24 protein-coding genes, 1 tRNA gene and 2 pseudogenes are annotated in these 26,267 nt (G+C 58.2%); 9 read left to right on the top strand and 18 right to left on the bottom strand.

Features of this window, described 5'->3' with window-relative positions; all coding sequences use genetic code 11:
• Positions 1-8: 8 nt before the first annotated feature.
• A complete protein-coding gene (locus H2O65_RS01445) occupies positions 9-1,715 on the bottom strand; it encodes a glycoside hydrolase family 13 protein (protein WP_182141854.1) in 1,707 nt (568 codons plus the stop codon).
• 78 nt (positions 1,716-1,793) lie between these two features.
• On the bottom strand, positions 1,794-3,104 hold the full coding sequence (locus H2O65_RS01440) for an aspartate kinase (protein ID WP_182141853.1): 1,311 nt from the start codon (positions 3,102-3,104) through the stop codon (positions 1,794-1,796).
• A 155-nt stretch (positions 3,105-3,259) separates the two neighbouring features.
• Here H2O65_RS01440 and H2O65_RS01435 point away from each other — a divergent pair, with 155 nt between their 5' ends.
• Together H2O65_RS01435 and H2O65_RS01430 are read left to right on the top strand one after the other, a co-directional pair.
• Positions 3,260-3,508 carry a hypothetical protein gene (locus tag H2O65_RS01435; protein ID WP_182141852.1) on the top strand — a complete coding sequence of 83 codons (249 nt, stop codon included), beginning with the start codon at positions 3,260-3,262 and terminating at the stop codon, positions 3,506-3,508.
• 119 nt (positions 3,509-3,627) lie between these two features.
• Positions 3,628-4,551: a hypothetical protein gene (locus H2O65_RS01430; protein ID WP_182141851.1), complete on the top strand. Its 924-nt coding sequence runs from the start codon at positions 3,628-3,630 to the stop codon at positions 4,549-4,551.
• 10 nt (positions 4,552-4,561) lie between these two features.
• Here the strand turns inward: H2O65_RS01430 and H2O65_RS10435 are convergent, their stop codons facing one another.
• The 7 genes and pseudogenes from H2O65_RS10435 to H2O65_RS10540 form a co-directional block, all read right to left on the bottom strand.
• Positions 4,562-5,224 carry an N-acetylmannosamine-6-phosphate 2-epimerase gene (locus H2O65_RS10435; RefSeq protein WP_259349596.1) on the bottom strand — a complete coding sequence of 221 codons (663 nt, stop codon included), beginning with the start codon at positions 5,222-5,224 and terminating at the stop codon, positions 4,562-4,564.
• Positions 5,207-5,971, bottom strand: a pseudogene (locus H2O65_RS10430) (ROK family protein); the annotation flags it as partial. The pseudogene H2O65_RS10430 and the gene H2O65_RS10435, both read right to left, overlap by 18 nt.
• A gap of 43 nt (positions 5,972-6,014) precedes the next feature.
• Positions 6,015-6,608, bottom strand: a pseudogene (locus H2O65_RS01420) (dihydrodipicolinate synthase family protein); the annotation flags it as partial.
• A complete protein-coding gene (locus tag H2O65_RS01415; protein WP_259349595.1) occupies positions 6,563-7,006 on the bottom strand; it encodes an ABC transporter permease in 444 nt (147 codons plus the stop codon). The gene H2O65_RS01415 and the pseudogene H2O65_RS01420, both read right to left, overlap by 46 nt.
• A 73-nt stretch (positions 7,007-7,079) precedes the next feature.
• Entirely contained in the window at positions 7,080-8,036 is a 957-nt protein-coding gene (locus H2O65_RS01410) for an ABC transporter permease (RefSeq protein WP_182141848.1), read from the bottom strand.
• Positions 8,037-8,183: 147 nt separating this feature from the next.
• The gene (locus H2O65_RS01405; protein WP_310649248.1) at positions 8,184-9,038 is read right to left on the bottom strand and encodes an ABC transporter substrate-binding protein; all 855 of its coding nucleotides are present in this window, start codon (positions 9,036-9,038) and stop codon (positions 8,184-8,186) included.
• 27 nt (positions 9,039-9,065) lie between these two features.
• A complete protein-coding gene (locus tag H2O65_RS10540; protein WP_310649232.1) occupies positions 9,066-9,383 on the bottom strand; it encodes a hypothetical protein in 318 nt (105 codons plus the stop codon).
• Between the two features lie 103 nt (positions 9,384-9,486).
• Between H2O65_RS10540 and H2O65_RS01400 the strand changes: the two genes are divergently transcribed.
• Positions 9,487-10,242 carry a FadR/GntR family transcriptional regulator gene (locus H2O65_RS01400; RefSeq protein WP_259349551.1) on the top strand — a complete coding sequence of 252 codons (756 nt, stop codon included), beginning with the start codon at positions 9,487-9,489 and terminating at the stop codon, positions 10,240-10,242.
• Positions 10,243-10,270: 28 nt separating this feature from the next.
• On the opposite strand, the gene H2O65_RS01395 is transcribed toward H2O65_RS01400, so the two are convergent.
• From H2O65_RS01395 to H2O65_RS01375, 5 genes are all read right to left on the bottom strand, one after another.
• Positions 10,271-10,343, bottom strand: a tRNA-Arg gene (locus tag H2O65_RS01395).
• A gap of 101 nt (positions 10,344-10,444) precedes the next feature.
• Positions 10,445-11,230, bottom strand: coding sequence for a glycerophosphodiester phosphodiesterase (locus H2O65_RS01390; RefSeq protein WP_182141847.1), 786 nt, complete (start codon positions 11,228-11,230; stop codon positions 10,445-10,447).
• Positions 11,230-12,036 carry a M23 family metallopeptidase gene (locus H2O65_RS01385; protein WP_182141846.1) on the bottom strand — a complete coding sequence of 269 codons (807 nt, stop codon included), beginning with the start codon at positions 12,034-12,036 and terminating at the stop codon, positions 11,230-11,232. The genes H2O65_RS01390 and H2O65_RS01385 overlap by 1 nt, the downstream gene beginning before the upstream one ends.
• A gap of 266 nt (positions 12,037-12,302) precedes the next feature.
• On the bottom strand, positions 12,303-13,367 hold the full coding sequence (locus tag H2O65_RS01380; RefSeq protein WP_182141845.1) for a hemolysin family protein: 1,065 nt from the start codon (positions 13,365-13,367) through the stop codon (positions 12,303-12,305).
• Positions 13,364-14,713: a hemolysin family protein gene (locus tag H2O65_RS01375; RefSeq protein WP_182141844.1), complete on the bottom strand. Its 1,350-nt coding sequence runs from the start codon at positions 14,711-14,713 to the stop codon at positions 13,364-13,366. The genes H2O65_RS01380 and H2O65_RS01375 overlap by 4 nt, the downstream gene beginning before the upstream one ends.
• Before the next feature lie 142 nt (positions 14,714-14,855).
• On the opposite strand from H2O65_RS01375, the gene H2O65_RS01370 reads away from it, so the two are divergent.
• The gene (locus H2O65_RS01370; protein WP_259349550.1) at positions 14,856-18,701 is read left to right on the top strand and encodes a multifunctional oxoglutarate decarboxylase/oxoglutarate dehydrogenase thiamine pyrophosphate-binding subunit/dihydrolipoyllysine-residue succinyltransferase subunit; all 3,846 of its coding nucleotides are present in this window, start codon (positions 14,856-14,858) and stop codon (positions 18,699-18,701) included.
• Positions 18,702-18,794: 93 nt separating this feature from the next.
• On the opposite strand, the gene H2O65_RS10590 is transcribed toward H2O65_RS01370, so the two are convergent.
• Positions 18,795-18,869, bottom strand: coding sequence for a 50S ribosomal protein bL37 (locus tag H2O65_RS10590; protein ID WP_398397221.1), 75 nt, complete (start codon positions 18,867-18,869; stop codon positions 18,795-18,797).
• 288 nt (positions 18,870-19,157) lie between these two features.
• Positions 19,158-19,808 carry a sigma-70 family RNA polymerase sigma factor gene (locus H2O65_RS01365; protein ID WP_182141842.1) on the bottom strand — a complete coding sequence of 217 codons (651 nt, stop codon included), beginning with the start codon at positions 19,806-19,808 and terminating at the stop codon, positions 19,158-19,160.
• A 134-nt stretch (positions 19,809-19,942) separates the two neighbouring features.
• Here H2O65_RS01365 and aroA point away from each other — a divergent pair, with 134 nt between their 5' ends.
• Together aroA and rsgA are read left to right on the top strand one after the other, a co-directional pair.
• On the top strand, positions 19,943-21,346 hold the full coding sequence (aroA, locus tag H2O65_RS01360; protein ID WP_182141841.1) for a 3-phosphoshikimate 1-carboxyvinyltransferase: 1,404 nt from the start codon (positions 19,943-19,945) through the stop codon (positions 21,344-21,346).
• A 66-nt stretch (positions 21,347-21,412) separates the two neighbouring features.
• On the top strand, positions 21,413-22,465 hold the full coding sequence (gene rsgA, locus H2O65_RS01355; protein ID WP_182141840.1) for a ribosome small subunit-dependent GTPase A: 1,053 nt from the start codon (positions 21,413-21,415) through the stop codon (positions 22,463-22,465).
• Positions 22,466-22,479: 14 nt separating this feature from the next.
• Here rsgA and hisN read toward each other — a convergent pair whose 3' ends face one another.
• The gene (hisN, locus tag H2O65_RS01350) at positions 22,480-23,274 is read right to left on the bottom strand and encodes a histidinol-phosphatase (RefSeq protein WP_182141839.1); all 795 of its coding nucleotides are present in this window, start codon (positions 23,272-23,274) and stop codon (positions 22,480-22,482) included.
• 67 nt (positions 23,275-23,341) lie between these two features.
• Between hisN and H2O65_RS01345 the strand changes: the two genes are divergently transcribed.
• A complete protein-coding gene (locus tag H2O65_RS01345; RefSeq protein WP_182141838.1) occupies positions 23,342-24,091 on the top strand; it encodes a glutamine amidotransferase-related protein in 750 nt (249 codons plus the stop codon).
• Here H2O65_RS01345 and H2O65_RS01340 read toward each other — a convergent pair.
• A complete protein-coding gene (locus H2O65_RS01340; protein WP_182141837.1) occupies positions 24,038-24,487 on the bottom strand; it encodes a hypothetical protein in 450 nt (149 codons plus the stop codon). The two genes, H2O65_RS01345 and H2O65_RS01340, sit on opposite strands and share 54 nt — an antisense overlap.
• Positions 24,488-24,732: 245 nt before the next feature.
• Between H2O65_RS01340 and H2O65_RS01335 the strand changes: the two genes are divergently transcribed.
• Entirely contained in the window at positions 24,733-25,734 is a 1,002-nt protein-coding gene (locus tag H2O65_RS01335; RefSeq protein ID WP_182141836.1) for a LysM peptidoglycan-binding domain-containing protein, read from the top strand.
• 6 nt (positions 25,735-25,740) lie between these two features.
• Positions 25,741-26,247 (top strand): Rv3235 family protein, encoded by a 507-nt coding sequence (locus tag H2O65_RS10585; protein WP_220458762.1) that lies wholly within the window; start codon positions 25,741-25,743, stop codon positions 26,245-26,247.
• Positions 26,248-26,267: the final 20 nt, after the last annotated feature.

Here is a 26,267-nt window from a genome sequence, read left to right as displayed (position 1 = left end):
CCAGTTGGCTAGGCATCCAGAAGCCACGCTGTTGTCTCACCCGGCAGACGTCCATCCTCAAGTGGGCGCGAGGAAAGAAGGAGGTCTCCGTCAGGCAGATCCACAGCATCCTTTGAGAAATTCATGATCACTCGCCAACCGTTGGGCCGCACAAACTGCAAAACGTCCTCGGACCCGGTCTCTTCCCAAGTCAGCCGCTCTTCGGTCAGCAGCCTCTTCCGCAGAGACAAGGCTTGCCGATAAAGGTTCAAGGTTGAGTGCGGATCCCTATCTTCCACGTCCACCGCGTGGTCCGCAAACCACGTTGGCTGAGGGAAATGTGGCGTTTCAGAGCCGAAGCCATAGCCTTGAGCATCCGCCACCCAGGGAAGAGGTACGCGGCAGCCATCACGTCCAATATCGACCCCCGGACTACGGAAGAAGGTAGGGTCCTGGCGGTCTGCATCAGCGATATCGCCAACCTCGTGCAATCCCAGCTCTTCTCCCTGATACAGGTAGGTGGCTCCAGGAAGCGCCAAAAGCAGCATGGTTGTCGCGTCGGCCCGGCGATTGCCCTGCTCGACATCAACATCGGCTAGCGAACCACCGTCAAGAAGCCACTTCTGACCCACAACGGACTCTTCGCCCTCGAGCAAATCTGGCAGACCATAGCGAGTAGCGTGGCGAATAACGTCGTGATTGGAAAGAACCCATGTCGTTGAAGAGTCAGCTCGAGCCGCCAACTCCAAGTTGTGATCAATGATCTCTTTGAACTGGGGAGCGTGAAAATCGGCGCGCAGTAAGTCAAAGTTAAACGTCTGACCGAGCCCCTCAATGCTGGCGTACTTGGCGCGCCTCTGAGGATCTTCCACCCAGGCTTCTGCCACCGCGACGCGCGGGGGATCGTAGCGGTCAAAGACCTTACGCCACCCCCGGTAGACGTCATGCACCTCATCCCGATCCCACACCGGATGTGTGCCATCCCAGGGCAGCTTTTCCATCTCTGCCCAGGTGGGAAGCGGATCAGGCCCAAAGATGACCGCCTGGTCCTTGACCAGAGAGTGTGCCACATCGATGCGGAACCCGTCGACACCCCTGTCCGACCAAAACGCCAAGACGTCCTCAAACTCTTCACGCACCTCAGGATTGTCCCAGTTCAGGTCAGGCTGCTCCGGCGCGAAGGTGTGCAGGTACCACTGGCCGTCCGCAAGCTGATCCCACTGCGGTCCCCCGAACATTGAGATCCAGTCGGAGGGGATTTGCTCATTCCCGTCCTCGTCAATTCGGCTGTCCCTAAAGATGTAACGATTACGAGCAGGGGACCCCTTGGGTGAGTTAACAGCCTCCTTGAACCAGACATGCTGGTCGGAGGTGTGGTTGGGAACGATGTCGACAACGACGCGAATTCCGGCCTCATGCAAGGCTGCCGTCATCTCATCAAAATCTGCAAGCGTCCCCAGCTCCGGTGCGACATCACGATAGTCCGCGACGTCATATCCGCCGTCCGCTAGTTCCGAAGGATAGAAAGGACTGAGCCAGACAGCGTCAATCCCCAACTCCTTCAAATATGGCACCTTCTCAGTGATTCCGCGAATGTCTCCCAGACCGTTTCCATCGAGGTCGTAAAACGACCTCGGATACACTTGGTAAACCACCGCCTGACGCCACCATTGAGCGTCGGGAACATCCACAGGAACCAACTCTTCAAACTTCGAAGGAAGCGGCAATGAAGGCATTGAGGCACGACCCTTTCACGTAGGCACTCGGTCTCCCAAGCGTACAGGGAAGCACCGACTTTCGACCGGAAAGGAACCTCAGATAGCTGAGTACAGTGTCCTCAACGCGTCATCAAACTGTCTGTCTTCAACACCGATGAGGATCGATAGCTCGGAGGCGCCCTGCGTGATGATACGAATATTGATCTTCGCCCTGGCGAGTTTCGTGAATACCCTTGCGGCAATACCGGGTGTCGAAACCATGCCACGACCAACGACAGCGATCAGAGAGATCCCCTCTTCAACACTAACCGCATCTGGGTGGCAGAAGATCTTGATCTCTTCTACCACCTTAGCCAACTTGAAGCCGATCTCCTCGCTTCGAACCACAACAGAAACTGAATCAATCCCGGATGGAATATGCGCGATCGAAACACCATTGGTTTCAAACACCGAAACCAGCTTCCGCACAAAACCCTTCTCTTCGTCCATCAGGGTCTTCTCAAGTGTGAGGACCGTGAAGTGCTGCTTACCAGCAATACCCGTGATCCCGCTGTGTCCCACCCTGTCGCTATCAGGGACAATAAGTGTGCCTGGATCCTCCGGACGCTCGGTGTTGCGAACGTTGATCGGAATCGACTTCTCACGGACCGGGAAAATTGCTTCCTCATGGAGTACTGACGCCCCCATGTATGACAGTTCGCGCAGTTCCTTGTAGGAAACCGTCTCAATGGGCGCTGGGTTATTGACAACGCGCGGATCCGCCTGGAGAAACCCAGAAACATCCGTCCAGTTCTCATAGAGGTCGGCACCCACCGCACCTGCAACTATCGCGCCAGAGACATCGGAACCTCCCCGTGAGAATGTATGGATACTTCCATTCTGGTCGGCACCATAGAAACCTGGAATCACGGCTCGGTGGATTTCGCCGAGGACGTCCCCCAAACGCATCATCGTTGCATCAGCGTCATAGACTCCGTCACTGGAGAACACAACCACATCCGCTGCGTCGACAAACTCATAGCCGAGGAACTCTGCGAGGAGCAAACCATTGAGGTACTCCCCGCGACTAGCAACATGACCTTCCGAGGCTCCCTCGATGATCTCAGTACGAACCTGTTCGAGGGCGGCTTCCAGATCCTGCTTAAGTCCCAGACCTGTGTAGATATCGCGATACCTGTTTGCTACCAGGGTGAACACTTCCCCGAAATCGATGTTGTGTTCTGCGAGTTGGTGGCACATGTACAGCAAATCTGTCACCTTGTGGTCATCCTTGCGGCGCTTACCCGGAGCAGATGGAACGACGTATCGTCGCGCTTCGTCGCGCGCGATAATTTGCTTGGCAGCCGTGAAGTGCTCAGCGTCCGCCATGGACGACCCACCAAACTTTGCGACAACTACGCGTGACATCTAGAGACCTCTCCCATTGTGTATTGGCCGAGCCAAGTCTAGGGGGATGCCTGCATCGCGGGCGCTTGAGTTCGATTATTGGTCGCTTGCGGGGTAAAATCACCACGATCAACCATGTTGCACGGGCCATTGGACCCACGATGAAAGGACTGCGAGTGAGCGATAGCCACCACAGCGACCACAAAGAAAACTTGAACCGAAAAGAACGCCGCGGGGAGGCTCACGCGCTGCACGTCGACGCAGTTGACCTAAATACCGAGCTGCAGTCGGATCCAAACCTCGGGGAGTTCACCAAGGACAACATCCAGACGGGCGCGGGTGAACACACACCGGGATCAAACCCCAACCGCGAGTGGGCTGTCGATGAGCGCCAGGCACAGGACGACCTCGACGATCGTTCCTAATTTTCTCTCAGAGAGGACCCGCTACCCATGTGGTGGTGGGTCCTCTTTGATTAACCCCGGGACCACGTTGGTCCGGAGGAGTAGGACAAACTTTAAGTAGGGAAGAGGTGGGCTCAAGAATGGCCAAGCATCGCATTCGTAAGGCGTGGAAATCAATCACGGCACAGTCGCGTCTCTCCGTACCCCAGGTCAGCGCCACGGCCCTAGCGGCAATTACCATGGCGGTGGTCTCTTCCCGATTGACCTCGTTCTCTTCTTCAATTCTTATCGTCGGCCTCATTTCGGTTGTTTCCGCCCTCGCCAGCGAGTTTTACCGTATCCTTATCACCTCCAGTGCTGAGAAGACCAAGCAGGTTGTCGCACCAATACTGCCGGTTCTCGCAGGGGAGGAAAGAAGTCAGGGTGCGGAAGCCACTGCGGATGGCACTGAGACTGCGGTCCACACAGACCTGACGACAGCGCAGCCAACCACCCTGGACGACACGGTCGTCGCTCCGGTCGCTGATGTTGTATCCGGACACGTCACTGAGCCGTCCCACGAGGGGACCCCCGAACAGCAGTCCAAGCACCCGATTCTCAGCGCCGTCTTTCACAATCAGGTTGTCCAGATGTCTCTGATCTTCCTTGTTGTCGCGCTGATAACAGTTGGTATCTCATACGGCGTAGCGCGCGCTCAGGGCGGCGACCAGTTCAACAGCTACACAACTAACACTGTGGAGCAAACGCTCACGGATGAGCAGCGCCAAGCCCTGGTCGATGAGACGGTGCAGCGGGTGCAACAACAACTAGCCGAGCAGGACCAGAGCGCCGGACACACCGACGGTGACTCGGGCAGCCAAAGCGGAGCTGCCCCTTCGGATCTGACTCAGATTCTTCAAGAGAACGCACGCCTGCAAGAGGAAGTTGCGTCTTTGAGCGCGCTTCTTGAGACAGAGCAGCAGAAGACCGATGACCTTGCAGCCCGACTTGAAGCCCTGGAGCAACAGTTGGGCCAGCAACAGGAGACACCTAGTACCACTCCTGGCACCGGCACCGGCGGATAGCGGGCGGCGGCTACGCGCTCGCTACTGCCTCACCGAACCACTGGGTGATCGAGGTCGGGTGCGTGATAGCAGTTCCGACAACCGCGGCCCACGCACCAATCTCCATGACCTTCGCTGCCTGGGCGGGGGTGTGAACCCTTCCCTCACAGATGATCGGCAGCTCGGGGAACTCGGCAACGGCCTGCTCTAAGAGCTCAAAGTCCGGACCGTCGGTCTTGGGACGGGAGCCGGAGTAGCCCGACAGCGTGGTGGAAAGGATATCGAAACCAACCTCAGCTGCGGTGCGAATGTCCTCAATCGATCCGCAGTCTGCCATCGTTGAAATGCCCTGATCTCGAAGTGCTGCCACAGTCTGAGCCAGTGTCAGCCCATCGGGACGTGGGCGATCCGTGGCATCCAAAGCGACAATGTCGGAGCCCGCATAGGAGCAAGCGACCGCATGGCGCAGGGTGGGGGTGATGAAAACGCCCTCGTGTCCTTCTTTCCACAGGCCGATGACCGGGACCTCAACGCGGGTCTTGATGGCGGCAATATCTGCCAGACCTTGGCAGCGAATGGCGGCAGCTCCACCAATCTGTGCTGCGTGAGCAATCTGGGCCATGGTCTCTGGGTTACGCATTGGCTCACCCGGGTATGCCTGCACAGAGACGATAATGACGTCCGGATCCCACACGTTTGCTAGTGCCCCCAGGGTTTCCCCTGTTGCCAATCCTGCTTCAGTAACCACGGTGACGGCTGCCTCTTCGCCGGCCTCGGCGAGGTCATCAACCGTCTTCGCGTCGCGCTCTTGGCCCGTGGCCTCCGCGTATGCGCGGGTAATTGAGGGGCCGGAGGCGATCGCTTCAATATGCCCGCTTGTTCCGCACGAACACGGAATGCCGACGGCCCGATGTGCGGGGATATGTCCGAGATGCCCTGCAGCCCCGTTGGCGCCAAAGCGGACAGAGTCACCCTCAACGACTGCGCCGCCTACACCGGTACCAATCCCGATTAGAAGGGATGACGCGTAGCCATCACCGGCACCATAAACATGTTCACCAAGCCCGTGAGCCTGGACATCCCCGAGGACGTACACCGGGAGACCAACGGCCTCGGACACCTGTTGTGCCAGTGCGGTTCCTGCCCAGCCTGAGATCAGGTCGGTGGCGGAGACAATCGTTCCGCTAACTGGATCAACCACTCCGGCACTTGCGATCGCAACAGCCAGAGGGCTAACCCCAGCCTCTCCCAGGACCTTGCGGACCAGGGTGATGACGGCGCCTACCACTGCCTCGGCACCCTCGGTCGCCGGGGTGGGGAGCTTCGTCTGGTTTGAGAGAACTGGCTGGGACCCCAGGGTCACCAGTGCCGCAGCGATCTTGGTCCCCCCGATATCGACCCCAACAAACGAGGACGGTCCCGCGTCAGAATTTCTCTTCATCACAAACTCCCCACCCTTCGCCGACATCCCTACGCTTCTTGGCTCAGTCGAGCAAACCGACCTCGGCCAAGACCTCCGCGATTGCCTCAACATTGCTTCCTGTCAACGAGGTGACGGGCTCGGGCATGTTGTTGGTTTCGAAAATGCCCATCAGGTTGAGGGCAGTCTTGAATGCACCGACACCTGCCCCAAACCCTGCAACGCCTTCGACCACCTGGGTGATCATCATGAGGCGGACCAGGCGATCCTGCTCCTCACGTACTGCGTCCCAATCGCCACGCTGGTAAGCATCCCACTGACGCACGTAGCCGTGCGGGTCGATGTTGGCGAGCCCGGGAACGGATCCGTCCGCACCAGACATGTATGCCCCATCAACGACGACCTCGTGCCCCGTCAGAAGCGCCAGCGGACTGCCGGCATCGCGGTTCTTGATGGAAAGGATGCGGAATGACACGTCATCGCCTGAGGAATCCTTAATTCCGGCGAGGACGCCCTCTTCACCGAGACGCATCAGCATGTCGACACCAAGCTTCGTGTGAACGCAAACGGGAATGTCGTAGGCGTAGAGCGGAAGATCGATGTTGTCCGCGATCACCCGGAAGTGACGCTCGACCTCAGCAGGACCGCCGAGGGCGTAGACACAAAGATGATGACCACCAGGGAGTTACCAAACACCGACACGAACACGGCTGCAAGCGCAATGCCCGGGAAGGACATGATGACATCCATGATGCGCATCGTCACTTCGGAAGCGGCCTTGTTGGTCACTGCTGCGAAGGAGCCAATTACGGCGCCTAGGACCAGCGCGAACAACGTGGCTCCGAGGCCAATGATCAGTGAGAAACGAGCTCCGTAGATCATGCGGGAGAGGACGTCTCGCCCCTTTTCATCAGTTCCGAAGAGGAACTCTGACGAAGGTGGCTGGCGAGCAGTGAAGATCTCGATTGGGTTATGTGGCGCGATAACGGGAGCGAAGATCGCACAGAGCACGATCAGTGCCAAGACGATGAGGGAGATACGGGATCCCCACGACATTGCGCGCCAGCGCTTGAAGCGGACTTTCCCTCCGCTTTCTTCCATTCGCTTGGTGAGATTCTTTCTTAGCACGTCACACCGTCCGAATCCTCGGGTTGATGAGAATGTAGAGCATGTCAACAACAATGTTGATGATGATGAAGGCCAGGGCAACCACGAGGGTTACACCCTGCACCAGGGTCGGGTAGTTCTGCTGCACGCCCTGGAGGATCGCCATGCCCATACCTGGAAGGTTAAAGATGACCTCGATGACAACCGCGCCACCAATGAGGTAACCGATGCGTAGGCCCAGGACTGTGATGGGGGTGATGAGTGCGTTGCGGAACACGTTGCGAGCAACCACAACCGGCTTGGGAACGCCAGCACCGAGTGCGGTGCGCACGTAGTCCTTATCCAGTTCCTCGACCATTGAGGTACGGATAACGCGAGTTAGCGAACCCGCGACGGGGACTCCAAGAGCGACAACTGGCAGGGTCATTCGCGCCAGCCAGGCACCGGGGTCCTCACTAAATGAAGGAAGTGGTCCAGAAGCCGGAAGCCATCCGAGGGAAACTGAGAAGAAGAGGATCATCAGGACAGCCAGCCAGAATGAAGGCGTTGCGATAAAGGCTGTGGAGATGACGCGGATGACCTGGTCTGGCCAGCGGTCGCGGAACAGTGCGGCAATGACGCCGAAGATTACTGCGATGATGACCGCGAAGATGAGGCCGAGGAAGGTTAGCTGCATCGTGACAACAAATGCGCTGCTGACCTTATCCGCAACGGATGCTTGGTTGGCGCCGTAGGTACCGAGGTCTCCGGTAAAGAGCCCACCCACGAAGCTGATGTAGCGAGTAAACCAGGGATCATTGAGGCCATGCGCTTGGCGGTAGGCCTCAAGGGCTTCGGGTGAAGCGCCTTCGTCAAGTGCCGAGTAGGCCGGGTCGATCTTTGAAAAGGACATGAGGAAGAAGACCAGGAAGGTTACGCCCAAGATCATGATTGGCAGGGCGACCAACCGTCTTCCGATTAGACGGATGAGATTATTCAAGCCAGTGCTCCAGTGACAGTAAGGGGTGGGGCGGAGCATTTGCTCCGCCCCACTTGACTACTTACTTGGTCGAAACTCCGATGAAGTTCAGGCCAGTCGTGCCGATCGGCACGAAGTTGTTGAGTTGATCAGCGTGGTATCCGGTGATCATGTTGCGGTGGAACAGTGGGTAGAGCGGAACCTCTTCAGAGAGGAGGTCGTATGCCTGGTTCCAGCCTTCTGTGCTTCGCCCTCGGACGCTACAGCAGCGTCAAGCAGCTCGTGGAGCTTGTTGTAGCCATCAGAACCGAACCACTGGGTGCGGGAGTGGGTCCAGGTGTTGTCGCCGTACCACCAGTTCATCAGCAGATCGGGGTCGTTACCGAAGACCGAGGGGTCACCCGGTGCGAGAACGGCGTCGAACTGGGGATCCTCAACGTCGGTATTGTTGGCGTAGAGGGAAGACGATGCTTCGGACTGAATGGTGGTGTTGATGCCCACGGCGTCGAGGTCGTTCTTGACCTGGGGTGCCAGAGCGGTGATCCACGGGTGATCTGTGGTCAGAAGCGTGATGTCGATCGAGTCAACGCCGGCTTCCATGACCTGAACAGAGCCCTCTTGAAGAGCGGTGGTGCGTGCGGTGTCATCCTTGATGATGTCGACGACCATTGCCTCATCTTCGGCTGGGAAGTCACCGTTGTAGTTCTCATTCGGTGACATGTGGATCTTCTGCTCGTCAATCGAGTCGTACTTCCACGGGCCGGTGCCGACTGGCATCGCGGTCATTTCTTCCTGGGTCGAGGAAGCAGGGACGATCTTGATCAGTGTGAGACGTTCCTTCACTAGGCCGAATGGCTTGGAGAGGCTGATCGTGACTGTGGTGTCGTCCTTCGCGGTGATGTCGTCAATGAAGTCGAGCATCGAAACGTAGAGGTTGCCCTCTGCGGTAGCGCGCTTGTAGGACTCAACAACATCGGCGGAGGTGACTGGAGTTCCATCAGAGAACTTCGCGTCATCACGCAGCGTTACTTCGTACTCGGTGTCTGAGACCTATACCAAGTCGTCATCCTTGGCGAGAGCCTTGAATGGTTCGTAGGTGTGCAGGTCGAGTTCGTAGAGACCCTCCATGACCTGCCAGTTGGTGCCCATTGCCAGCGCCGAGGACGTGGACGAAGGATCGTAGTTGGTGGTTTCGTATGCTGCGGCAGCGGTGATTGTGCCGCTTCCTGCTGCGCCGCCTTCTGAACCCGCATCACCACTTTCCGGTGTGGCCGGGGCGCTTCCCCCACCACTGCACGCGGCAAGTGACAAGGCTGCGGTTGCCGCGAATGCGGTTAGCGCAAAGCGTCGTTTCCTTGATACTGACATCTTGGGTTTCTCCCTTATCTCTCCATTGAGGCCGCCGAGCGTGATTTCAACATATGCTGAACCCAACCCAGTCTCTAAATGCCCTGGTATTATGAATCATAAGATGTCTGACAAATATTTACAACAGTCCGTTGCCGAGTTGTTATCAAGTGTTGCAGTGCCACAGCCGGCACCGATCAATACCTTGAATCGATCCGCCGCGACGATGAACGCTGTCAAAGCGCATATCCTTTCTAACAACCTCGCGCCGGGAGACCCCCTCCCTACCGAGGCTGCACTTGCCGCTGATCTCGGCGTTTCCCGCTCTTCAGTCAGGGAGGCGCTCCGCAAACTGGAGGCTCTCGACATCGTTGGAGTCAAGCAGGGATCCGGAAGCTTCGTCGGCAACATGTCACTCGAACCCATGGTTGAAACCCTGGTGTTGCGTGCCTCACTGTCTGAGGCCGGCAACCGTGACTTCCTCCGCGAGGTTGCGGAGGCTCGCCAGGCAATGGACCTGGGAATGGCGTCCACCGTCGTCGATGCACATAGGGGCAGACCTGACGAAGCCCTGCAAGAGCTGGTGGAAGAGATGGTGGCCCGTTCAAAAGAGGGCCACGGCTTCATGAACCAGGACATAGCATTCCATCGCACGCTTTTGGCACCGCTCAGCAACCAACTGCTGCGCCAGATGTATCAGTCCTTCTGGTTGGTGCACACGTCAATCATTCCCAACCTTGAGTCTGAGACGGAAGGATCGGGCTTGCGGACTGCCTACAGCCACCGCCATATGCTCGACGCTGCAACAGACGGTGACGTTGATGCCTACCGCGCCGCGGTGGTGGAGCACTACGAGCCACTACTAGATATTCTCAGCTAGGCCGGCGGCCGAACGCGCGCACAAAAAGTGCCCCGAACAGGATTCGAACCTGCGACCTTCCGCTCCGGAGGCGGACGCTCTATCCACTGAGCTATCGGGGCAAGCGTTGGGTTGTCCAACGCCGCTCTACTTTACCAGTTTTCCAGCCCCACAAAATCACGTGGCAGATATAAGGGATTCTGATACGACTGACACTTACCGATCAGTCTTTGCTGGGAGGCCACTGTCCACGTTCAATGAGGACCTCTTTGAGTAGTGAGGGCTTGTCCGTGACGATTCCGTCTACACCCCAGTCAAGCAGACGCTCCATCTGGGTCCGGTCGTTCACGGTCCACACATGAACCGCCAAGCCAGCTGTATGCGCTGTGGCAATGAACCTTGGTGAGACTACGCGCACACCCTTGTTCTTCTCCGGAACCTGGGCGGCTCTTACGCCATGGCGCGGTCCAGGAACGTGCCAGCTCTCCGCATTCGACACAGTTTCGGAAGCAAGGAGCAACCGCACAATTGTTGTCACGCCAAGTGAGGTCGACAGCTCCGCGCCACCAAGTTCGCGAACTTTCTCAAGGCGCTTCTCTGAAAACGAGGCCACCATGACACGACCGCCTGCCCCCGACTCTTCAAGAACATCTAGAAGTGGCTCAACGACCTCATCCGACTTCGCATCGATGTTGAAATACAGGTCTGGGAACATCGCCAAGACATCAAGCAACCGGTGCGGTGGCTCTCCGGCCTCGTTGTGAAACTCTTGGAGTTCCTCGAAAGTGTAGTCCGAGAACTTACCTGACGCTCCGTAGCATCGGTCCAGGGTTTCATCGTGAGAGATGACCACGACACCATCTGCGGTGCACTGGACGTCAGTCTCGATATGCTTGACGCCGATCTCACGCGCATGCTCGAACGCAGCAATGCTGTTCTCAACAGCCTCTTCCCCACCTCCGCGATGAGCGAAGATCAGGGGGTACGGCGCCGCCACAACGGGAATCACTAGCAGCCTTCACCAAGGAAGACCGCACCATAGGACTCTAGCCACTGTGAGGGAGGTAGGGATGATCCTGAAGAATCGCGCACCTCGAAATGAAGGTGGGCTCCAGTTGAAGAACCAGTGGAACCAACCGCACCTATTTGTTCACCCGCTGTGACAGTCTGGCCAACCGCCACGGTGATACCACCGTCATTCTGGTGCAGATATAGGGAATCGTAAACCGAACCGTCTTCCATATGGTGTTCGATTTCTACATAGTTCCCACGGCTAGAGTCATAAGAAACCGTCTTGACGACACCATCAGCAACCGCATAGATCGGTGTCCCCGATTCAGCCGCGTAATCGTCGCCCTCGTGTAGCTTCAGGTATCCAAAAATGGGATGAATTCGGTACCCGTAATACGAAGTACCAGAGAAGGTGCCTTCACGCAGCGGCATGTAGACCATCTGCTGCGTGGTCATTTGACGTGACCCGTTGGCTGCGACATCCACCTCAGCGGCACACGGCTTTACCTCAACCGGGACGCGGATTCGTGCCCGGGAAGCGGCTGCAGGATCACGGCGCAAGTCCGTGGAAGTATCTTGAACGCTGGACTTGACGTCTGCCCATGACTGTTCGACACCGAACTTTCCCGTCACTTTGTCAGAATCGGGGGCGGTGGTCGCGGGCATCGCGGCAGTCGCTACGGGAACCGCAAGAATTGCTGCAAGCATTCCAGTTGTGGCGGTAGCGCCACTCCAGCGGAGCGCTACACGACCCCGCGATGCAGGCGTACGACTTGAACGCTGACCTCGCGAGTGCGCGCTCAACATGGATTCCTCAGCCAATCGGTCATGCACCGAACTGCGCTTGGGCAATGGGCACGCAACCTGATCGCCGTAAGACATCCGCTCTCCAACTACTGAAACAATAAGTCGGCGGCCTCGAAAGACCGCGATCTAGAGTCTACGGCTTGGCAAGAGTTCGATCAGTAGTGTTCATCACTAACGTGCAAAATTTGGGTGGAAGATATGTCACCCCAAACACCCTTCCGGACCAAGGTCACCGTTTGGTAACGAGAATGCGGTCAGCTGCCTCACTGTAGCTGGGGTCCACGCTGCAGCGAATCCCGCACTTGTCCCACCAGCTCTTCCCACAGGTCTTCCATGAACAGGGCTCCGACCAGCACACCCTCAGCCTCACTCACAACGCCCACAACGTGGCTCGAGGTTGTCTGCATCTGCCGCAGCGCGTCCTCGGCGCCCAGGTTTGAGGGGATGTACTCAAGGGAGCGGACTCTCCACGGAGGCAGCGGCTCACCACGTTCTTCCGGGGTCTGCGCATAGAGCACGTCTTTGAGGTGCACATAGCCGACAATCTGCCGGTCATCACCCCGGCCCTCGGTCACGGGGAAGCGCGAAAACCCTGTCTTCGCCACCATGGACTCCACGCTATCCGGATTGGCAGGCAGCGCGATGGTTGCAAGCTCGTCAAGCGGAATCATCAGGGCGTCCACAGTTGTCTCGGCAAACTCCAAGGTCCCGGCAAGCAACCCCAACTCATCACTGAGCTTGCCTTCCTCCCGCGACACTTCAACAATGTTCGCCACCTCTTGGACCGTGAATGTCGCCGCTATCTCAGACCTCGGCTCAAACCCAAAATGACGGATAAACCAGTTGGCTGTGTTGTCCATCAGGACCACGACGGGGCGCAACACGCGCCCAATTGCAACCAGTGATGGAGCAAGAGCTAGAAGAGTTACGGTGGACTTCGCGATCGAGAGGTTCTTCGGAACCATTTCACCGAAAACAACGTGGAGGAAGAGGACGATAAGCAACGCGACTACGAAAGCAATTCCGTGTGCAACATCCATGCCCAACCCAAAGGCGGACAGCGGGCGATAGATAAGGTGTGCAATGGCGGGCTCTGCAATCGCACCCAGAGATGTCGACATGACGGTGATGCCCAGCTGGCTTATCGCCAGCATGAGAGAGACGTGTTCGAGGGCGTACATCGCTTGCTTGGCACCGCGAACCCCGTCATTTGCCAACGGTTCCAGCTGGGAGCGACGCGAGGAAGTCACCGCAAACTCTGCTGCTACAAAGTAAGCGTTGACCAGGAGGAAGACAACTGTCAGGGACAGTCCGAGGACGGGACTCATTCGACGTCCCCCTCTTCCGCTTCTGTGCGGTTCGGATCCAACACCGGCGTGACATGAAGGCGTGTCACACGCCTCCCCTGCATGGCAACCACCTCCACGCTGACACCACCAACCGTGACCACATCACCGATCTCGGGAATCTCACCTAGCTCATTCATCACGAAGCCGGCCAGGGTCTCATAGGGCCCGTCCGCATCGACATATATGCCCGTCTGGGACGCGAGCTCATCGGGTCGCAACGTACCTGGCACCATGTATCCGCCGCGCGTCGTCGCCTTAATTCCTCGACGGCGTCGATCATGCTCATCGCTGACTTCGCCAACCACCTCTTCAACAACGTCTTCCAGTGTGACGATGCCCGAGGAAGACCCGTACTCATCCACAACAACAGCCATCTGTACACCGTCACGCAACTCAACCAGAAGTGGCAAGATTCCTACCGATTCGGGCACCTGGTCTGCCGCAATAGACACCGACCGGGACGACACCGACACATCGCCGCGTCGATCATGCGGGATAGCGATTGCGCGCCGCAACAACGCAATGGAAATGAAGTCTTCCCCGTCCTTGTCCATGACTGGGAAGCGGGAATGACCTGTTTCCCTGGCGAGGTTGACAAGGTCGGCCGCCGTTGCGTCCTCGGGCAGCGACTTGACCCGGCCACGATCAGTCATGACGTCGATGGCCGTGAGGGACTCCATCGAGACGGATCTTGTAAATAGCTCTGCCGTGTCCTCATCAAGAGTTCCCTCATCAGCGGAGTGTCGCACAAGGGCGGCCAGCTCAGAGGCAGAACGCGCACTCGAGAGCTCCTCCACCGGTTCGACACCGAACCGGCGAAGTATCGCGTTGGCGGTTCCATTGAGCAGGCGAATGAGGGGGGCGAACAGCCAGGTAAACACCAACTGGGCCGGGGCTGTCAGACGCGCGGTGCGCAATGGTTCCGCAAGCGCCATGTTCTTCGGGACGAGTTCGCCGAACAGCATTGAAAACACGTTGACGATAATCACGGAGGCCAACGCACCTAACGTGGCTGCCAGCGCAATAGAGACACCCAGGCCAGTCAGAGAAGAGCTGAACATTCGCACCAGCGCTACCTGGGTCGTGTAGCCAAGCAGGATGGTTGTGAGAGTGATACCGACCTGCGCCCCAGACAACTGGGTTGATAGAGATTTGAGGGCTCGTAGCACCCTGTTGAGCCGCTTGTCCCCGCCGGTTACTTTGCGTTCTACAGACGCGGGGTCCAGGGCGACCAGTGAGAACTCTGCAGCCACAAAAATTGCTGTGCCCAGAGTGAGGAGGATTCCGAGGAGGACGTAGAGGAGGTCAACGAGTGCCGAGGGCATAGTAATAACACTATATAAGGCACCGGCCTCGGTGCGAATAGGGCACATGCAACAACTATTGGCGTGGTTGCTCCAAGACTTAAGTCCGGTACGTGCCTACACTTGGAAGTCGAGCGATCCACCTCTAGTCGAAGGAGCCTTTGTGGTAAGCAGCAGGGATGATGGCTTAGGCCCAAACGACTGGTACATCTCAAACATGTACGAGCAGTTCGTAACCAATCCAGAGTCGGTTAACGATGAGTGGCGAGCATACTTTAAGGCCTATCCCGAAGTGGGGTTGCGCGCAGCTGCCACAACTGAGGCGAACCGCGATGCTCAGATCATTGCAGAAGCTATCACGCCCTCGGCGGAACAGTCCTTCAGCGCGGAAGACAACAACCCGGGTCTCCCTTCGCCGCAAGGTCCGCCGCGCAGCGAGCAGCCAAACCTAGAGAACGTTACGCGGTCCGACCTTCCACCAGCGCCGCCCACCAGGGTTCGCGAAGCCACTTCTCCCTACACCCGCTCCAGCGATGCCGCTTCGGCCGCTTGGGGGGATGTGGATGCGACAGGGAAGGATCGAACCGAACTCATTCGCGGCGTGGGCCGGTCGATCGTGAAGAACATGGAGTCATCCCTGGGGGTACCCACAGCAACCTCCGCTCGTGAGATCCCTGCGAAGCTAATGATTGAGAACCGTGCGGTCATCAACGCCCATCTCGACCGTACTGTTGGCGGCAAGATCTCTTTCACCCACCTCATCGCGTACGCCCTCGTCGAAGCACTGGTCGAGATGCCGTCGATGAACGTTCGTTACGTGGAAAAGGACGGGAAACCGCACATCGAACACCTAGCCCACGTTGGGCTCGGACTGGCGATTGATGTTCCGCGCGAGGATGGTACAAGGTCGCTACTGGTGCCGGTTGTGCGCAATGCGGACACACTAACTTTCCCACAGTTTGTGGCAGCAATGAATGACCTGGTTGCCAGGGCGCGAACCGGCGATCTCACCGCTGGAGACTTCCAGGGCGCTTCCGTATCGCTAACCAACCCGGGAACGATTGGGACCACCTTCTCCGTTCCTCGTTTGATGACAGGCCAGGGCGTCATTATTGGTATCGGTGCGACCGACTATCCGGCGGAATGGTCTGGAGCCCCAACGGAACGGCTGGCCGACCTCGGGGTCGGAAAGATCATGTATGCCACCTCAACCTACGATCATCGAGTGATCCAAGGTGCCGCATCGGGGGCCCTCCTCAAGGTACTTTCTGCTCGCTTGCGGGGCGAGGACGGATTTTACGACCGTATTTTCGATGCACTGCAGGTCCCATATCCGCCGTACCGCTGGGAGCGGGACCTGATCTATGACTCGGCAGCTGAGAAAGGCAAGCAAACCCGCATTGCGGAGCTGATCCACGCCTATCGCTCACGGGGCCACCTGGCGGCCGACACCGACCCCCTCGCCTACCGTGTGCGTCGCCATCCCGACCTAGAGCTGCGTCGCTATGGGCTGACCTTCTGGGATCTCGATAGGGAGTTCCCAACAGGGGGCTTCGGAGACGCACCAAGCATGAGGCTGCGCGATCTCTTGCGCCGACTCCGTGACACGTACACACGGTCAGTCGGGATCGAATACATGCACATTCAGGACCCCACCCAGCGCACTTGGGTGCAGTCTGAAGTGGAGGCGCCCTATCAGAAGCCTTCTCCAAGGGAACAGCGTGAGATCCTTTCGACACTGGTCCGCGCGGAGGCCTTCGAGGCGTTTCTACAGACGAAATACACGGGTCAGAAACGGTTCTCCCTCGAGGGTGGAGAGTCTCTAATACCGTTCCTCAACGCGGTACTGACCGACGCAGCCAACACTGGTCTCTACGAAGTCACGATTGGTATGGCTCACCGGGGCAGGCTCAATGTTCTGGCCAACATCGCGGGGAAGTCCTACTCGCAGATCTTCTCGGAGTTTGAAGGTAGTCCACATCTACGCGGCACAGAGTCCTCCGGCGACGTCAAGTACCATCTGGGCACAGAGGGTTTCTTCAGAGCGGGCGACGGAGTTGGTACGCGCGTCTACCTCGCTGCGAACCCTTCGCACCTTGAAGCTGCTGACGGGGTGCTGCTCGGTATCAGCCGGGCTATGGAAGACCGTTTGAATGAGCCCGGCTTCCCAGTCATGCCCGTCCTCGTCCATGGTGACGCTGCGTTCATTGGGCAGGGCGTCGTCTACGAATGCCTCAACATGAGTCAGCTCAGCGGATTCAAGACGGGTGGTACCCTGCACGTCATCGTCAATAACCAGATAGGTTTCACGACGGGGCCGACTTCGGGGCGGTCGACCCGCTACCCGACAGACTTGGCCAAGGGCCTACAGATCCCTATCTTCCATGTCAACGGTGACGATCCGGAAGCCGTTGTTCGCGTGGCAACACTCGCGTTCAAGTACAGGGAAGAGTTCAACAAGGACGTCCTCATCGACCTCGTCTGTTACCGACGTCGCGGTCACAACGAGGGCGACGACCCTTCAATGACACAGCCTGTGATGTACGAGATGATCAACTCGCTTCCCTCAACCCTAGAGGTCTATACCAGCAACCTAGTTGGTCGTGGTGACATCACAATTGAGGAGGCGAGGACGGTAACCGCGGAGTTTGAAACTGAGCTCGGCAAGATTCTTGAGGAGACTCGTTCGCGCGGTGGTCTGCCCGATCCCTCAGAAAGGTCCAACACCGACGTCAAGGACCGAGTCCAAGAGCGCTATGGTCTGGAGGTTCCAGAGTCTCAAAAGCCGGGTGCGGGCATGATGATCGGTTGGGAAACCGCGGTCACAGCAGAGCAGCTGGAACGAGTCGGAGAGGCATACAACGCATTCCCCGAGGGTTTCACCCCCCACAAGAAACTCCGTCAACTGAGCGAACGTCGACTCGCTATGTCGAAGGGTGAAGCGCCAATCGACTGGGGCTTCGCCGAGCTGTTGGCATGGGGCACGATGCTGATGGACGGGACGCCTGTTCGCGTCACAGGTCAGGACACGAGACGCGCAACCTTTGTTCAGCGCCACGCAGTGCTCCATGATCAAAGTGACGGACGGGAGTTCACTCCCCTGGACTTCCTCACTGAAGACCAGGCGAAGCTCTCCATCTACGACTCCCCTCTTTCCGAATACGGGCCACTGGCATTCGAGTACGGCTACTCGGTTGAACGTCCGGAGGTGTTCGTGGCTTGGGAGGCACAGTTCGGCGACTTCGCCAACGGAGCGCAAACAGTAGTTGACGAGTTCATCTCTTCAGCCGAGCAAAAATGGGGCCAGGCCTCATCTGTGACACTGTTGCTTCCACACGGCTACGAAGGCCAAGGCCCTGACCACTCTTCCGGAAGGATTGAGCGCTACCTGCAGTTGGCTGCCGAAGACAACATGTGGATTTGCCAGCCTTCCACCCCGGCGAATCACTTCCATTTGACGCGCCACCAGGCGTACCGTCGACCGCGAACCCCTCTGATTGAGTTCACCCCCAAGCAGCTGCTGCGCCTGTCGGCAGCGACCTCTTCGGTTGATGAATTTACTTCGGGGACTTTCCTTCCCGTAATCGGAGAGGTAAGCAGGGACGTGGGCCAGAACGCCAGCGGCGTGCGCAGGGTCCTGGTTTGCTCCGGGCGTATCTACTATGACCTGATCAAGGAACGCGACGCGCAAAATCGCACGGATGTCGCAGTTGTGCGGTTGGAGCAGTTCTATCCTCTGGCGACCTCGGAACTGGCTGAGGCACTCGCTCCATATGAGAACGCCGAGGTCGTCTGGGTTCAGGACGAGCCGGAGAACCAGGGGGCCTGGTTCTTCTTGGCGATGAACTTGTTCCCCCGCCTTGGGCTGCTACCCAACTTCAGTGGCCTGGCAGGAGATCTACCTTCAGTTCGGGTCATATCGCGGCATGAAGGAGCATCGCCAGCTACGGGGTTGTCATGGCGCCACCAAGAGGAACGAGCCGCTCTCTTGACGGAGGCCTTCGCGTAGCGCACCCGTAGCCGCTGGTGAACTCAATGCAGCGGGTATGCCAACGGCCCACGAGTTTTCGTGGGCCGTTACAATCTCACAGAGATCGAAAGATCAGCTGTTTGGGCGCTTACCGTGGTTCGCTGCCTTCTTGCGACGATCACGACGCTTCCGTCCTCGCGTACTCATATCCAAATCCTTCCGTCTGTACCCTTCTGGGTGCACAACACTGCTAATAATCGCACATCTGGGGCGCAGTACATAAGCCTGAAGCCGAGGTTTCACTCACGGTTTGCGGATTTGGCGGTCCAGTTTGCGCCACCGCACTACTCGCTCTGCCCACACTCCGTCTGAATTCGAAGGATGATCCGGGCCCGCAGCTCCGGAGGTGGCGACACGCAGAGGCATTCCCGTAGCACGGTGACGACCTCAACCTCACTGATCCAGCTGTCACAATCTTCAGCGCAAGATTCCTGATCACACATTCTTTGCCTCCGTCCCGCTGGTTACCTTGCCATCAGTCTGGTTTAGTCCCCTGGCCGCTGTAATCTCTCGCAGGCGGATTCTTCCGCGATGGATACGACTCAGCACCGTGTTCTGGGGAACGTCCATAAGTTCCGCAATTTCTTTGGTGGTCAGGCCCATAACGTCTGCCAGATACACTGAAGTTCGCTGGTTCTCCGGGAGCGAACCCAGAAGCGAGTAGGCCTCATCCCGCTCAAAATGCTTGAGTGCCTCGCTTTCTGCAGAGGGCGCGTACGCGCGACTCACCGCCCCACCTTCTGAAGCATCTCCGGTGCCCGCACCGCCTTCGGCATCGCTACGCAACTGCCAGTCCTGGGGTAGGGGTTGCCCAATGTGGTTGAGGTCGCGCGATGATTTGCGATAGTTCGAAATGAACGTGTTGGTCAAGATGCGGTACAGCCATGCACGCACATTGGTCCCAGATTCGAAAGTGTCAAAGGCCAGAAACGCCTTTAGGAACACCTCCTGCGTCAGGTCCTCTGCGTCAGCAGGGTTCCTGGTCAGCGCGAGGGCGCCCCCGTAGATTTGATCCAGGAATGGCAGGGCTTCGGCCTCAAACCGCTGATCTGAGTCCGAGGACGCAGGTCTCGCTCTCACTTCCACCCCGAATCCTCTCTCAACGCCGCCTGCTCTGTGATCCGTAGTGGCAAAACGTCTCTATTTTGAGCACAATGCTAACCAACACCCATATTCTGTGCTCGAGTCTACGCCCACAGCCCAATGACCTTGGAGGTCGAGTGACTATAAGTAACGCTGGTGGCGACGAGTATTGGCCCGCTCCCACGCCAAGCGGACCAGTGAATGCGACCGTCCTGCTACCCGGATCGAAATCGCAAACGTCACGCGCATTTGTAATTGGCACGATCGCCCAGAATCCAACGAAGATCTCGGGCGCCCTCGCCTCCCGGGACACCTACCTGGCGGCAAAGGCGATGGTCGCACTCGGCGCAGAGTTTGTTTTCGAGGACGATCCCCGCTCCCTCACCATCATGCCGGCATCCCGACTGCGTGGCGGGTCAACGATTGACTGCGGGCAGGCGGGCACCGTCATGCGTTTCGGTTCGGCGCTGGCGGCATTCGCGGACGGAAAAACCACCCTGGTCTGCGACCCGTCAGCCGAGTCACGACCGATCACCCCACTCATGGACTCCCTGCAGGCGCTGGGAGCACGAGTCAAATACGGCAAACGCAAGGGCTTCCTGCCGGTGACCATCACGGGTATTCCTGCCCGTAAGAAAAAGGCCACATCCACAAAGTGCGACGGAAGCGACCAGGTTGGTATCGATACCTCCAGTTCTTCGCAATACCTCTCAGCCCTACTGCTCGCATCCCCCCTCATCTCCAAACCCACTGTGCTCCGTGCGGAAGGTCGTCTGCCGTCATGGCCCTATGTCGCAATGAGCCTTGACATGCTGGCTGAGCAGGGTGTCGATATCCAGAGGACCACTTCTTGGAGCTGGAAGACAGACCCAACCCGTCCCGCGGGTAACCCCATCCAGATCGAGCCTGACCTTGCCAATGCCGGACCTTTCTTAGCGGCCGCCCTGCTTTGCGGGGGAACCATCACGATTGAAGACTGGCCCGCCCATACGGATCAGGTTGGCAAGTACTGGGTGGAGCTCCTCCCCCAGTTTGGTGCCACAGTGGCCCTCAGCGCTCAGGGACTTACGGCAAGTGCCCCGCTTGGGTTGACTTGGCCCGGCCTCGACCTCGACATGGGGGCGTATGGCGAGCTGGCACCAACGGTGGCCGCCCTCTGCGTCTTCGCCACATCACCGTCAACCCTGCGCGGAATCGGCCACTTGCGAGGTCACGAAACTGACCGTCTTGAGGCGATGGCCACTGAGATACGACGCCTCGGCGCCAATGCCCGTGTCATGCGCGATGGTATCCACATCATCCCCGCACCAACGCATAGTGCGGACATACAGACTTATGAGGACCATCGCATGGCGACATTCGGCGCCATCGTGGGCCTCCGCACGCCTGGGTGCAGGGTTGCAAACATCGGAACCACCGCAAAGACACTCCCAATGTTCACCGCGCGCTGGCATGCGATGCTCCAGGGCGCCGACTCTCCCAGCACATTGACCATGGCGGAGGTCTTCGCGAACCCGGCGCTGATTTCGGGGGCAGAGTAGTCTCGACATCAGACCAGATCAACCGGGGCGAACCCATCTGCCTCACTCGGCGAGAAAAGGAACGGCGTGGCCAGACTCGATACGGGAACTGATGATGAACGCGTCCGCGTCCGACCGACAAAAGGTTCCCGTCCTCGAACCAAACGCAGACCGGACTATTCAGCGCGTCCCCTGGGCCGCGTTGTAGCCGTCGACCGAGGGCGGTTTGCCGTATCCACATCTTCAGGCCCGCTGCTGCAGGCGGTGAAGGCCCGCGAGATTCCGCGGGGCGCAGTTGTCATTGGAGACTTTGTGCGCCTCACCGGCGACCTCAGCGGCCGGGTGGACACGTTGGCACGAATCGCGCACGTCGAGGAACGCACCAACGTCCTGCGACGCAGTCTCGAAGAGGCCGAAGACGGGCGTGGGGAAAAAATCATTGTCGCCAACACGGATCTCATGGTTATCGTCACCGCTTCTGCGAATCCGACACCTCGCGTGGGAATGGTGGAAAGGTGCCTGGTCGCAGCACGCGAAGCAGGTGTCCCAGCCCTTCTGTGCATGACGAAAACCGATCTCGCCGACCCTGGTGATTTCACGGCATTGTTTGACAGCTTCGATCTGGAGATCGTTACCGCAAACTTGGTGACAGGCGACGGCCTCGACAAGATAGCAACCCTGCTGAAGGGCCACTTCTCCGTCCTCATCGGTCATTCGGGGGTCGGTAAGTCGACTCTCATCAATGCCTTGATTCCAGGATTGGGGCGCAGTGTGGGTGAAGTCAATGTCGCGACGGGAAAGGGGCGCCACACCTCTACCAGTTCCGTGGCACTAGAACTCCCTAAAGGGGGATGGTTGGTTGACACGCCAGGTGTTCGATCCTTCGGCCTTGCCCATGCTGACGTCGAGGACGTTCTGGCGGTATTCCCCGACCTTGTGGCCGTAACTGAGTTCTGCCTGCCGAACTGTACGCACACATCATCGGAGGTGTCGTGCGCCCTCGATGAGTGGGTGGCACAGGCCGGACCGTTTGCAAAAGTTGGCGAAGCAGACGATTCGCTGCTAGCCCCTCAGCGCAGGGCGGGCATCGTGGCACGTGCGCGGACACTCATCGCCGGTCTCCCCCAGGACAACTGGTAGCACCTATCGACGCATCATCGCGGCTTCAGGGCTTCGATTGCAGCCTCATGAATGAGCCCATTGGAAGCGATTGCATTTCCGCCCCATGGGCCAGGTTCACCATCTAGCGACGTGAACCGTCCTCCGGCCTCCTGCACAATGGGAACCAACGCCGCCATGTCATACAGTGCCAGCTCAGGTTCTGCGGCAACATCAACGCTGCCCTCAGCAACCATCATGTAGCTCCAGAAGTCCCCAAATCCCCTTGTTCGCCAGCAGGACGCCTGAAAGTCGAGGAAGCTCCGTCCTCGTCCAGCTGCCAGCCAACCCTGCAGAGACGAGTACGAGAAGAATGCGTCATGGACATGCGCTACACGTGAGACCTGCAGTTGTCGTGACCTCATAAGTGACGTCCCTGCGAAAGCGCCCATACCTTTCGCCGCCCACCACCGACGCTTCAGAGCGGGAGCGGATACCAGTCCGACTACGACCTCGCCGTCCTCGACAAGGGCGATAAGTGTCGCCCATACCGGAACCCCTCGCACAAAGTTGCTGGTCCCGTCAATCGGGTCAATAATCCATTGCCGACTTGAGGAACCGCTTGTTCCACGTTCCTCACCGAGGACGGAGTCCCGTGACCGGGATGTGCCGAGCTGAAGGCGGATCTGGTCTTCCACGGCCTTATCGGCATCCGAAACCAACGTGTAATCTGGCTTTTCTTCCACGAGAAGATCATCCGCTTGGAAGCGGTTCATGCTCTGGTGGTCAGCCTGGTCTGCGAGGACGTGTGCTAGGCGGAGGTCGTCGATGTATCGTCGCGTTTGAGACATGTGTAGAGACTATCTTGATGGTGCCCGAATGAGGGCCAGACGCCCCCGGGCTGACTAGACTGCAACCATGGCCAGACGCTTCCTTATGTTCACGACGCGAATTTACGAGAAAGTTGCGATTTCGGAACGTCAAGCCATGCTCAAGTTCACGGGATTGCGCGACGATGAGCTTGTCAATGTCCGTCTTGAGCGGGATCCGTTCCCCGATATTAACTTGCAGCACTGGGACGGCATCATCATGTGCGGTTCCCACTTCGATGTGTCAGCGCCGGAAGACAGCAAGAGCCTGCGGCAACTCGACGTGGAGCAAAACCTGACGCGGCTTTCGGAAAGGGCCATCGCAGAAGATTTCCCGATTTTGGGGATCTGCTACGGCCTGGGGATTATGGCGCGCATGCTTGGCGGGAGCGTGAGTCCAGCCATTTCAGAGGACATTACGGCGCCGCAGTTGACCGTGACCCCGCAGGGTCGGGTCGATCCGATTCTCAATGGCATTCCGGATACTTTCCGCGCCTACGTCGGGCACCATGAATCGGTTGTCGAGCACCCACCGCAGATGGTGCCGCTAGTGACGGGCACGGTCGCCCCACTTCAGATGGCGCGCATTCGCAACAACATCTACCTGACGCAGTTCCATCCTGAACTAGATTTTGAAGGCATTTCGGTGCGCATCGACGTGTTTGAGGATCATGGCTACTATCCGAAAGAGGAACGGCCCAGGGTTGAGGAACGGGTGCGCGGCGTCGATGTGTCGCCAGCCCACCTAATCCTCTCCAACTTCGTCGACCGGTTTGGCACGAACGAGGGCGTCGCCTAAGTCAGTACGCTCGCTGATGTCGTACCACATCAGGGCCTCCTCAAAGAGCTGCCCTATTAGCAGGTCCGCCTCCTCTTGCGTCTGCGCCAAGAATAGCTGCGCGCATACCTCCCGCCCCCTTGTGTCGTCCGCATAAATCTCGTCGACCTGTTGCCAGGAACTGAAGCGTGCGTCCCGGGAGGGGAGGGCGCCCCCCACAACCAGCCGAGTGGGGGAGGATTGTTCTTCGCGCGCAAGGTGGAGAGACTCTAGCGCGGCATCATCCCGCGCATCCTCAGTTGTTTCCTCCCAGGTTGAATCTGGGGAAACATCCCTATCTTCAACGCAAATCGCATCGCGATTCGGTGGGGTCTGGGCAAGTAGTTCGGACGCTGTGAGCGCTAGATAGTGCTGCATGTGCCCAGCTTGCCACGGCCGAGGTACCCGCGTCTCTCATCTGCGACAAACTGCCGCTGACATGGGAACCTTTGCGAAGACCGGCGCAGTCATAGTGCAACTGTTCCATATCCTTTTCCATCAGACGTTATCCCCAAATTCTAAAAGAGGCTGGTTTCCACAGACAACGCTGTAATCTCTGCACCACTGTTGTTTGTCAGAGTACTAAGGAGCGTAGACACAACAGAATGGAAAGAGGTAGGTCAGTGATTACATCAACCGATTCACAGTCCCCAGGAATGCGGGACGACCGCAGAGGAACCGTTCAACGGCAAGCACGTAAAGCCTTGCTTCGTGAGCTTGCTGGGCTCCTGGTGTCCTTCGGCGCAGTGGCCATGGCGCTTCACCTTCAAGGCGTCGGCTCAGCTCAGTTTGCTTACGTGACGCTCGTCCTCGCGGTTCTTGCTGAGATCCTCTTCCTCTGGCGCTCCGTCTGGGCCGCGCTTGCACTAGTGGCAGTGAGTAGAACGCTACCTGGGCGGCTTCACCTAATCTTGGGCACGGCTGTGGCAACTTGGGGGACACGGTCCGCACGTCGGTCGGTTGCGGGCATCGCCACGACCACGGCCCTGGCGGGCACCCTATTCTCCGGCGCTGCGCTAGCGGATACGGGAACCACCACAGACACTACCGAATACCTGTGGAGCTCTTCTACGACCACCGCAGAATACGTACACCCCCTTGACACTGCTCTTTCGGGTGGGGTTCCCTCTAGGACGGCAGCCTCCGACAGTTCACCTTCAGCGAGTACAGACAGTGTCTTCCCAGGCTCGGGAGAGTTCGAAGCGGCACGTGAAACTGAGGTTGCGTCTCAACCTCCGGCTCAGAGACTTGAGCCAGCTTCCGATCTTCAGCAGATGCCACCTTCCACACCGTCTTTGACCGCGACTCCCCCGCCAATCTCCGACACGCTGTCCTCCCGACTCTCGACAAAGCCTTCGACGCGAGACATGTCCACACCGGTACTGCTTCCAAGTTCAAATGGTGATTCCGTCGACCTATCCACGGCATACACGGTTGCAGAGGGGGACTGTTTATGGGACATTGCGGCAACAATGCTCGGTGAAAATGCTTCAGACTCTGAGATTGACGCACTTTGGAGGGACATTTATGACGCAAATGAACTTGTCATCGGATCCGACCCCAACCACATCGAACCAGGAATGATCTTGGAAACTATCCCTCTTCCCGCATCTTCGTCGAAGTAGAAGACCATGCACACCCCAGAGCCAGCCAAGACCATCCAGGTAGCCAGTTCTTCAGAACACCCCAACCGCACTGCCGGTCCTGCTCCCAGAACGCAAGTCAGGGGTCGGCCCTATGCACGTGCCATTCACATAGCGCCAACCCAACGCAGAACCGGTCACCCGAGCGATACAACACTGGCCGGGCTGCCCAGCCCCGAACAGTGGGCTCAACAGATTGCTGTGGCTGTCGTTGACGTCATTGCCGGGAGGAAGGACCCTCGAAGTCTTCAACGGTGGATGACAGCGGACGTTTACGGATACCTTCGCGCCAGCACTAGTGCCAGTACCAGTGCTTCTCGGGGTCGAGGCGGCTCACTTCCGGCCCTGGCGATGACGTCACGCATTTGTCCGGTCTCAAATGAGACATTCGAGTTTGCGGTAACGGTGTGGGATCAGAACCGAGCAAGGGCAGTTGCCGGACGCCTGGTAAGGCTGCGAGATCGATGGCAGCTTTGCGAGCTCGAAACACACTAGAGTCCAGGAAACGTAAAGCG

This window comes from Schaalia sp. JY-X169 (assembly GCF_014069575.1).
Lineage (GTDB): Bacteria > Actinomycetota > Actinomycetes > Actinomycetales > Actinomycetaceae > Scrofimicrobium.
Note: the sequence above shows the minus strand (reverse complement) of the source record. Positions and strands in the feature narration are given on the sequence as shown.

Coding starts and splice junctions, on each gene's coding strand:
- H2O65_RS10540 (WP_310649232.1), bottom strand. CDS start 9,383: ATGTCAGTATCAAGGAAACGACGCTTTGCGCTAACCGCATTCGCGGCA.
- H2O65_RS01375 (WP_182141844.1), bottom strand. CDS start 14,713: ATGCCCTCGGCACTCGTTGACCTCCTCTACGTCCTCCTCGGAATCCTC.
- hisN (WP_182141839.1), bottom strand. CDS start 23,274: ATGTCTCAAACGCGACGATACATCGACGACCTCCGCCTAGCACACGTC.
- H2O65_RS10585 (WP_220458762.1), top strand. CDS start 25,741: ATGCACACCCCAGAGCCAGCCAAGACCATCCAGGTAGCCAGTTCTTCA.
- H2O65_RS01445 (WP_182141854.1), bottom strand. CDS start 1,715: ATGCCTTCATTGCCGCTTCCTTCGAAGTTTGAAGAGTTGGTTCCTGTG.
- H2O65_RS01415 (WP_259349595.1), bottom strand. CDS start 7,006: ATGTCGTGGGGATCCCGTATCTCCCTCATCGTCTTGGCACTGATCGTG.
- H2O65_RS01400 (WP_259349551.1), top strand. CDS start 9,487: ATGTCTGACAAATATTTACAACAGTCCGTTGCCGAGTTGTTATCAAGT.
- H2O65_RS01380 (WP_182141845.1), bottom strand. CDS start 13,367: ATGAGTCCCGTCCTCGGACTGTCCCTGACAGTTGTCTTCCTCCTGGTC.
- H2O65_RS01340 (WP_182141837.1), bottom strand. CDS start 24,487: ATGCAGCACTATCTAGCGCTCACAGCGTCCGAACTACTTGCCCAGACC.
- H2O65_RS01430 (WP_182141851.1), top strand. CDS start 3,628: ATGGCCAAGCATCGCATTCGTAAGGCGTGGAAATCAATCACGGCACAG.
- H2O65_RS01440 (WP_182141853.1), bottom strand. CDS start 3,104: ATGTCACGCGTAGTTGTCGCAAAGTTTGGTGGGTCGTCCATGGCGGAC.
- H2O65_RS01345 (WP_182141838.1), top strand. CDS start 23,342: ATGGCCAGACGCTTCCTTATGTTCACGACGCGAATTTACGAGAAAGTT.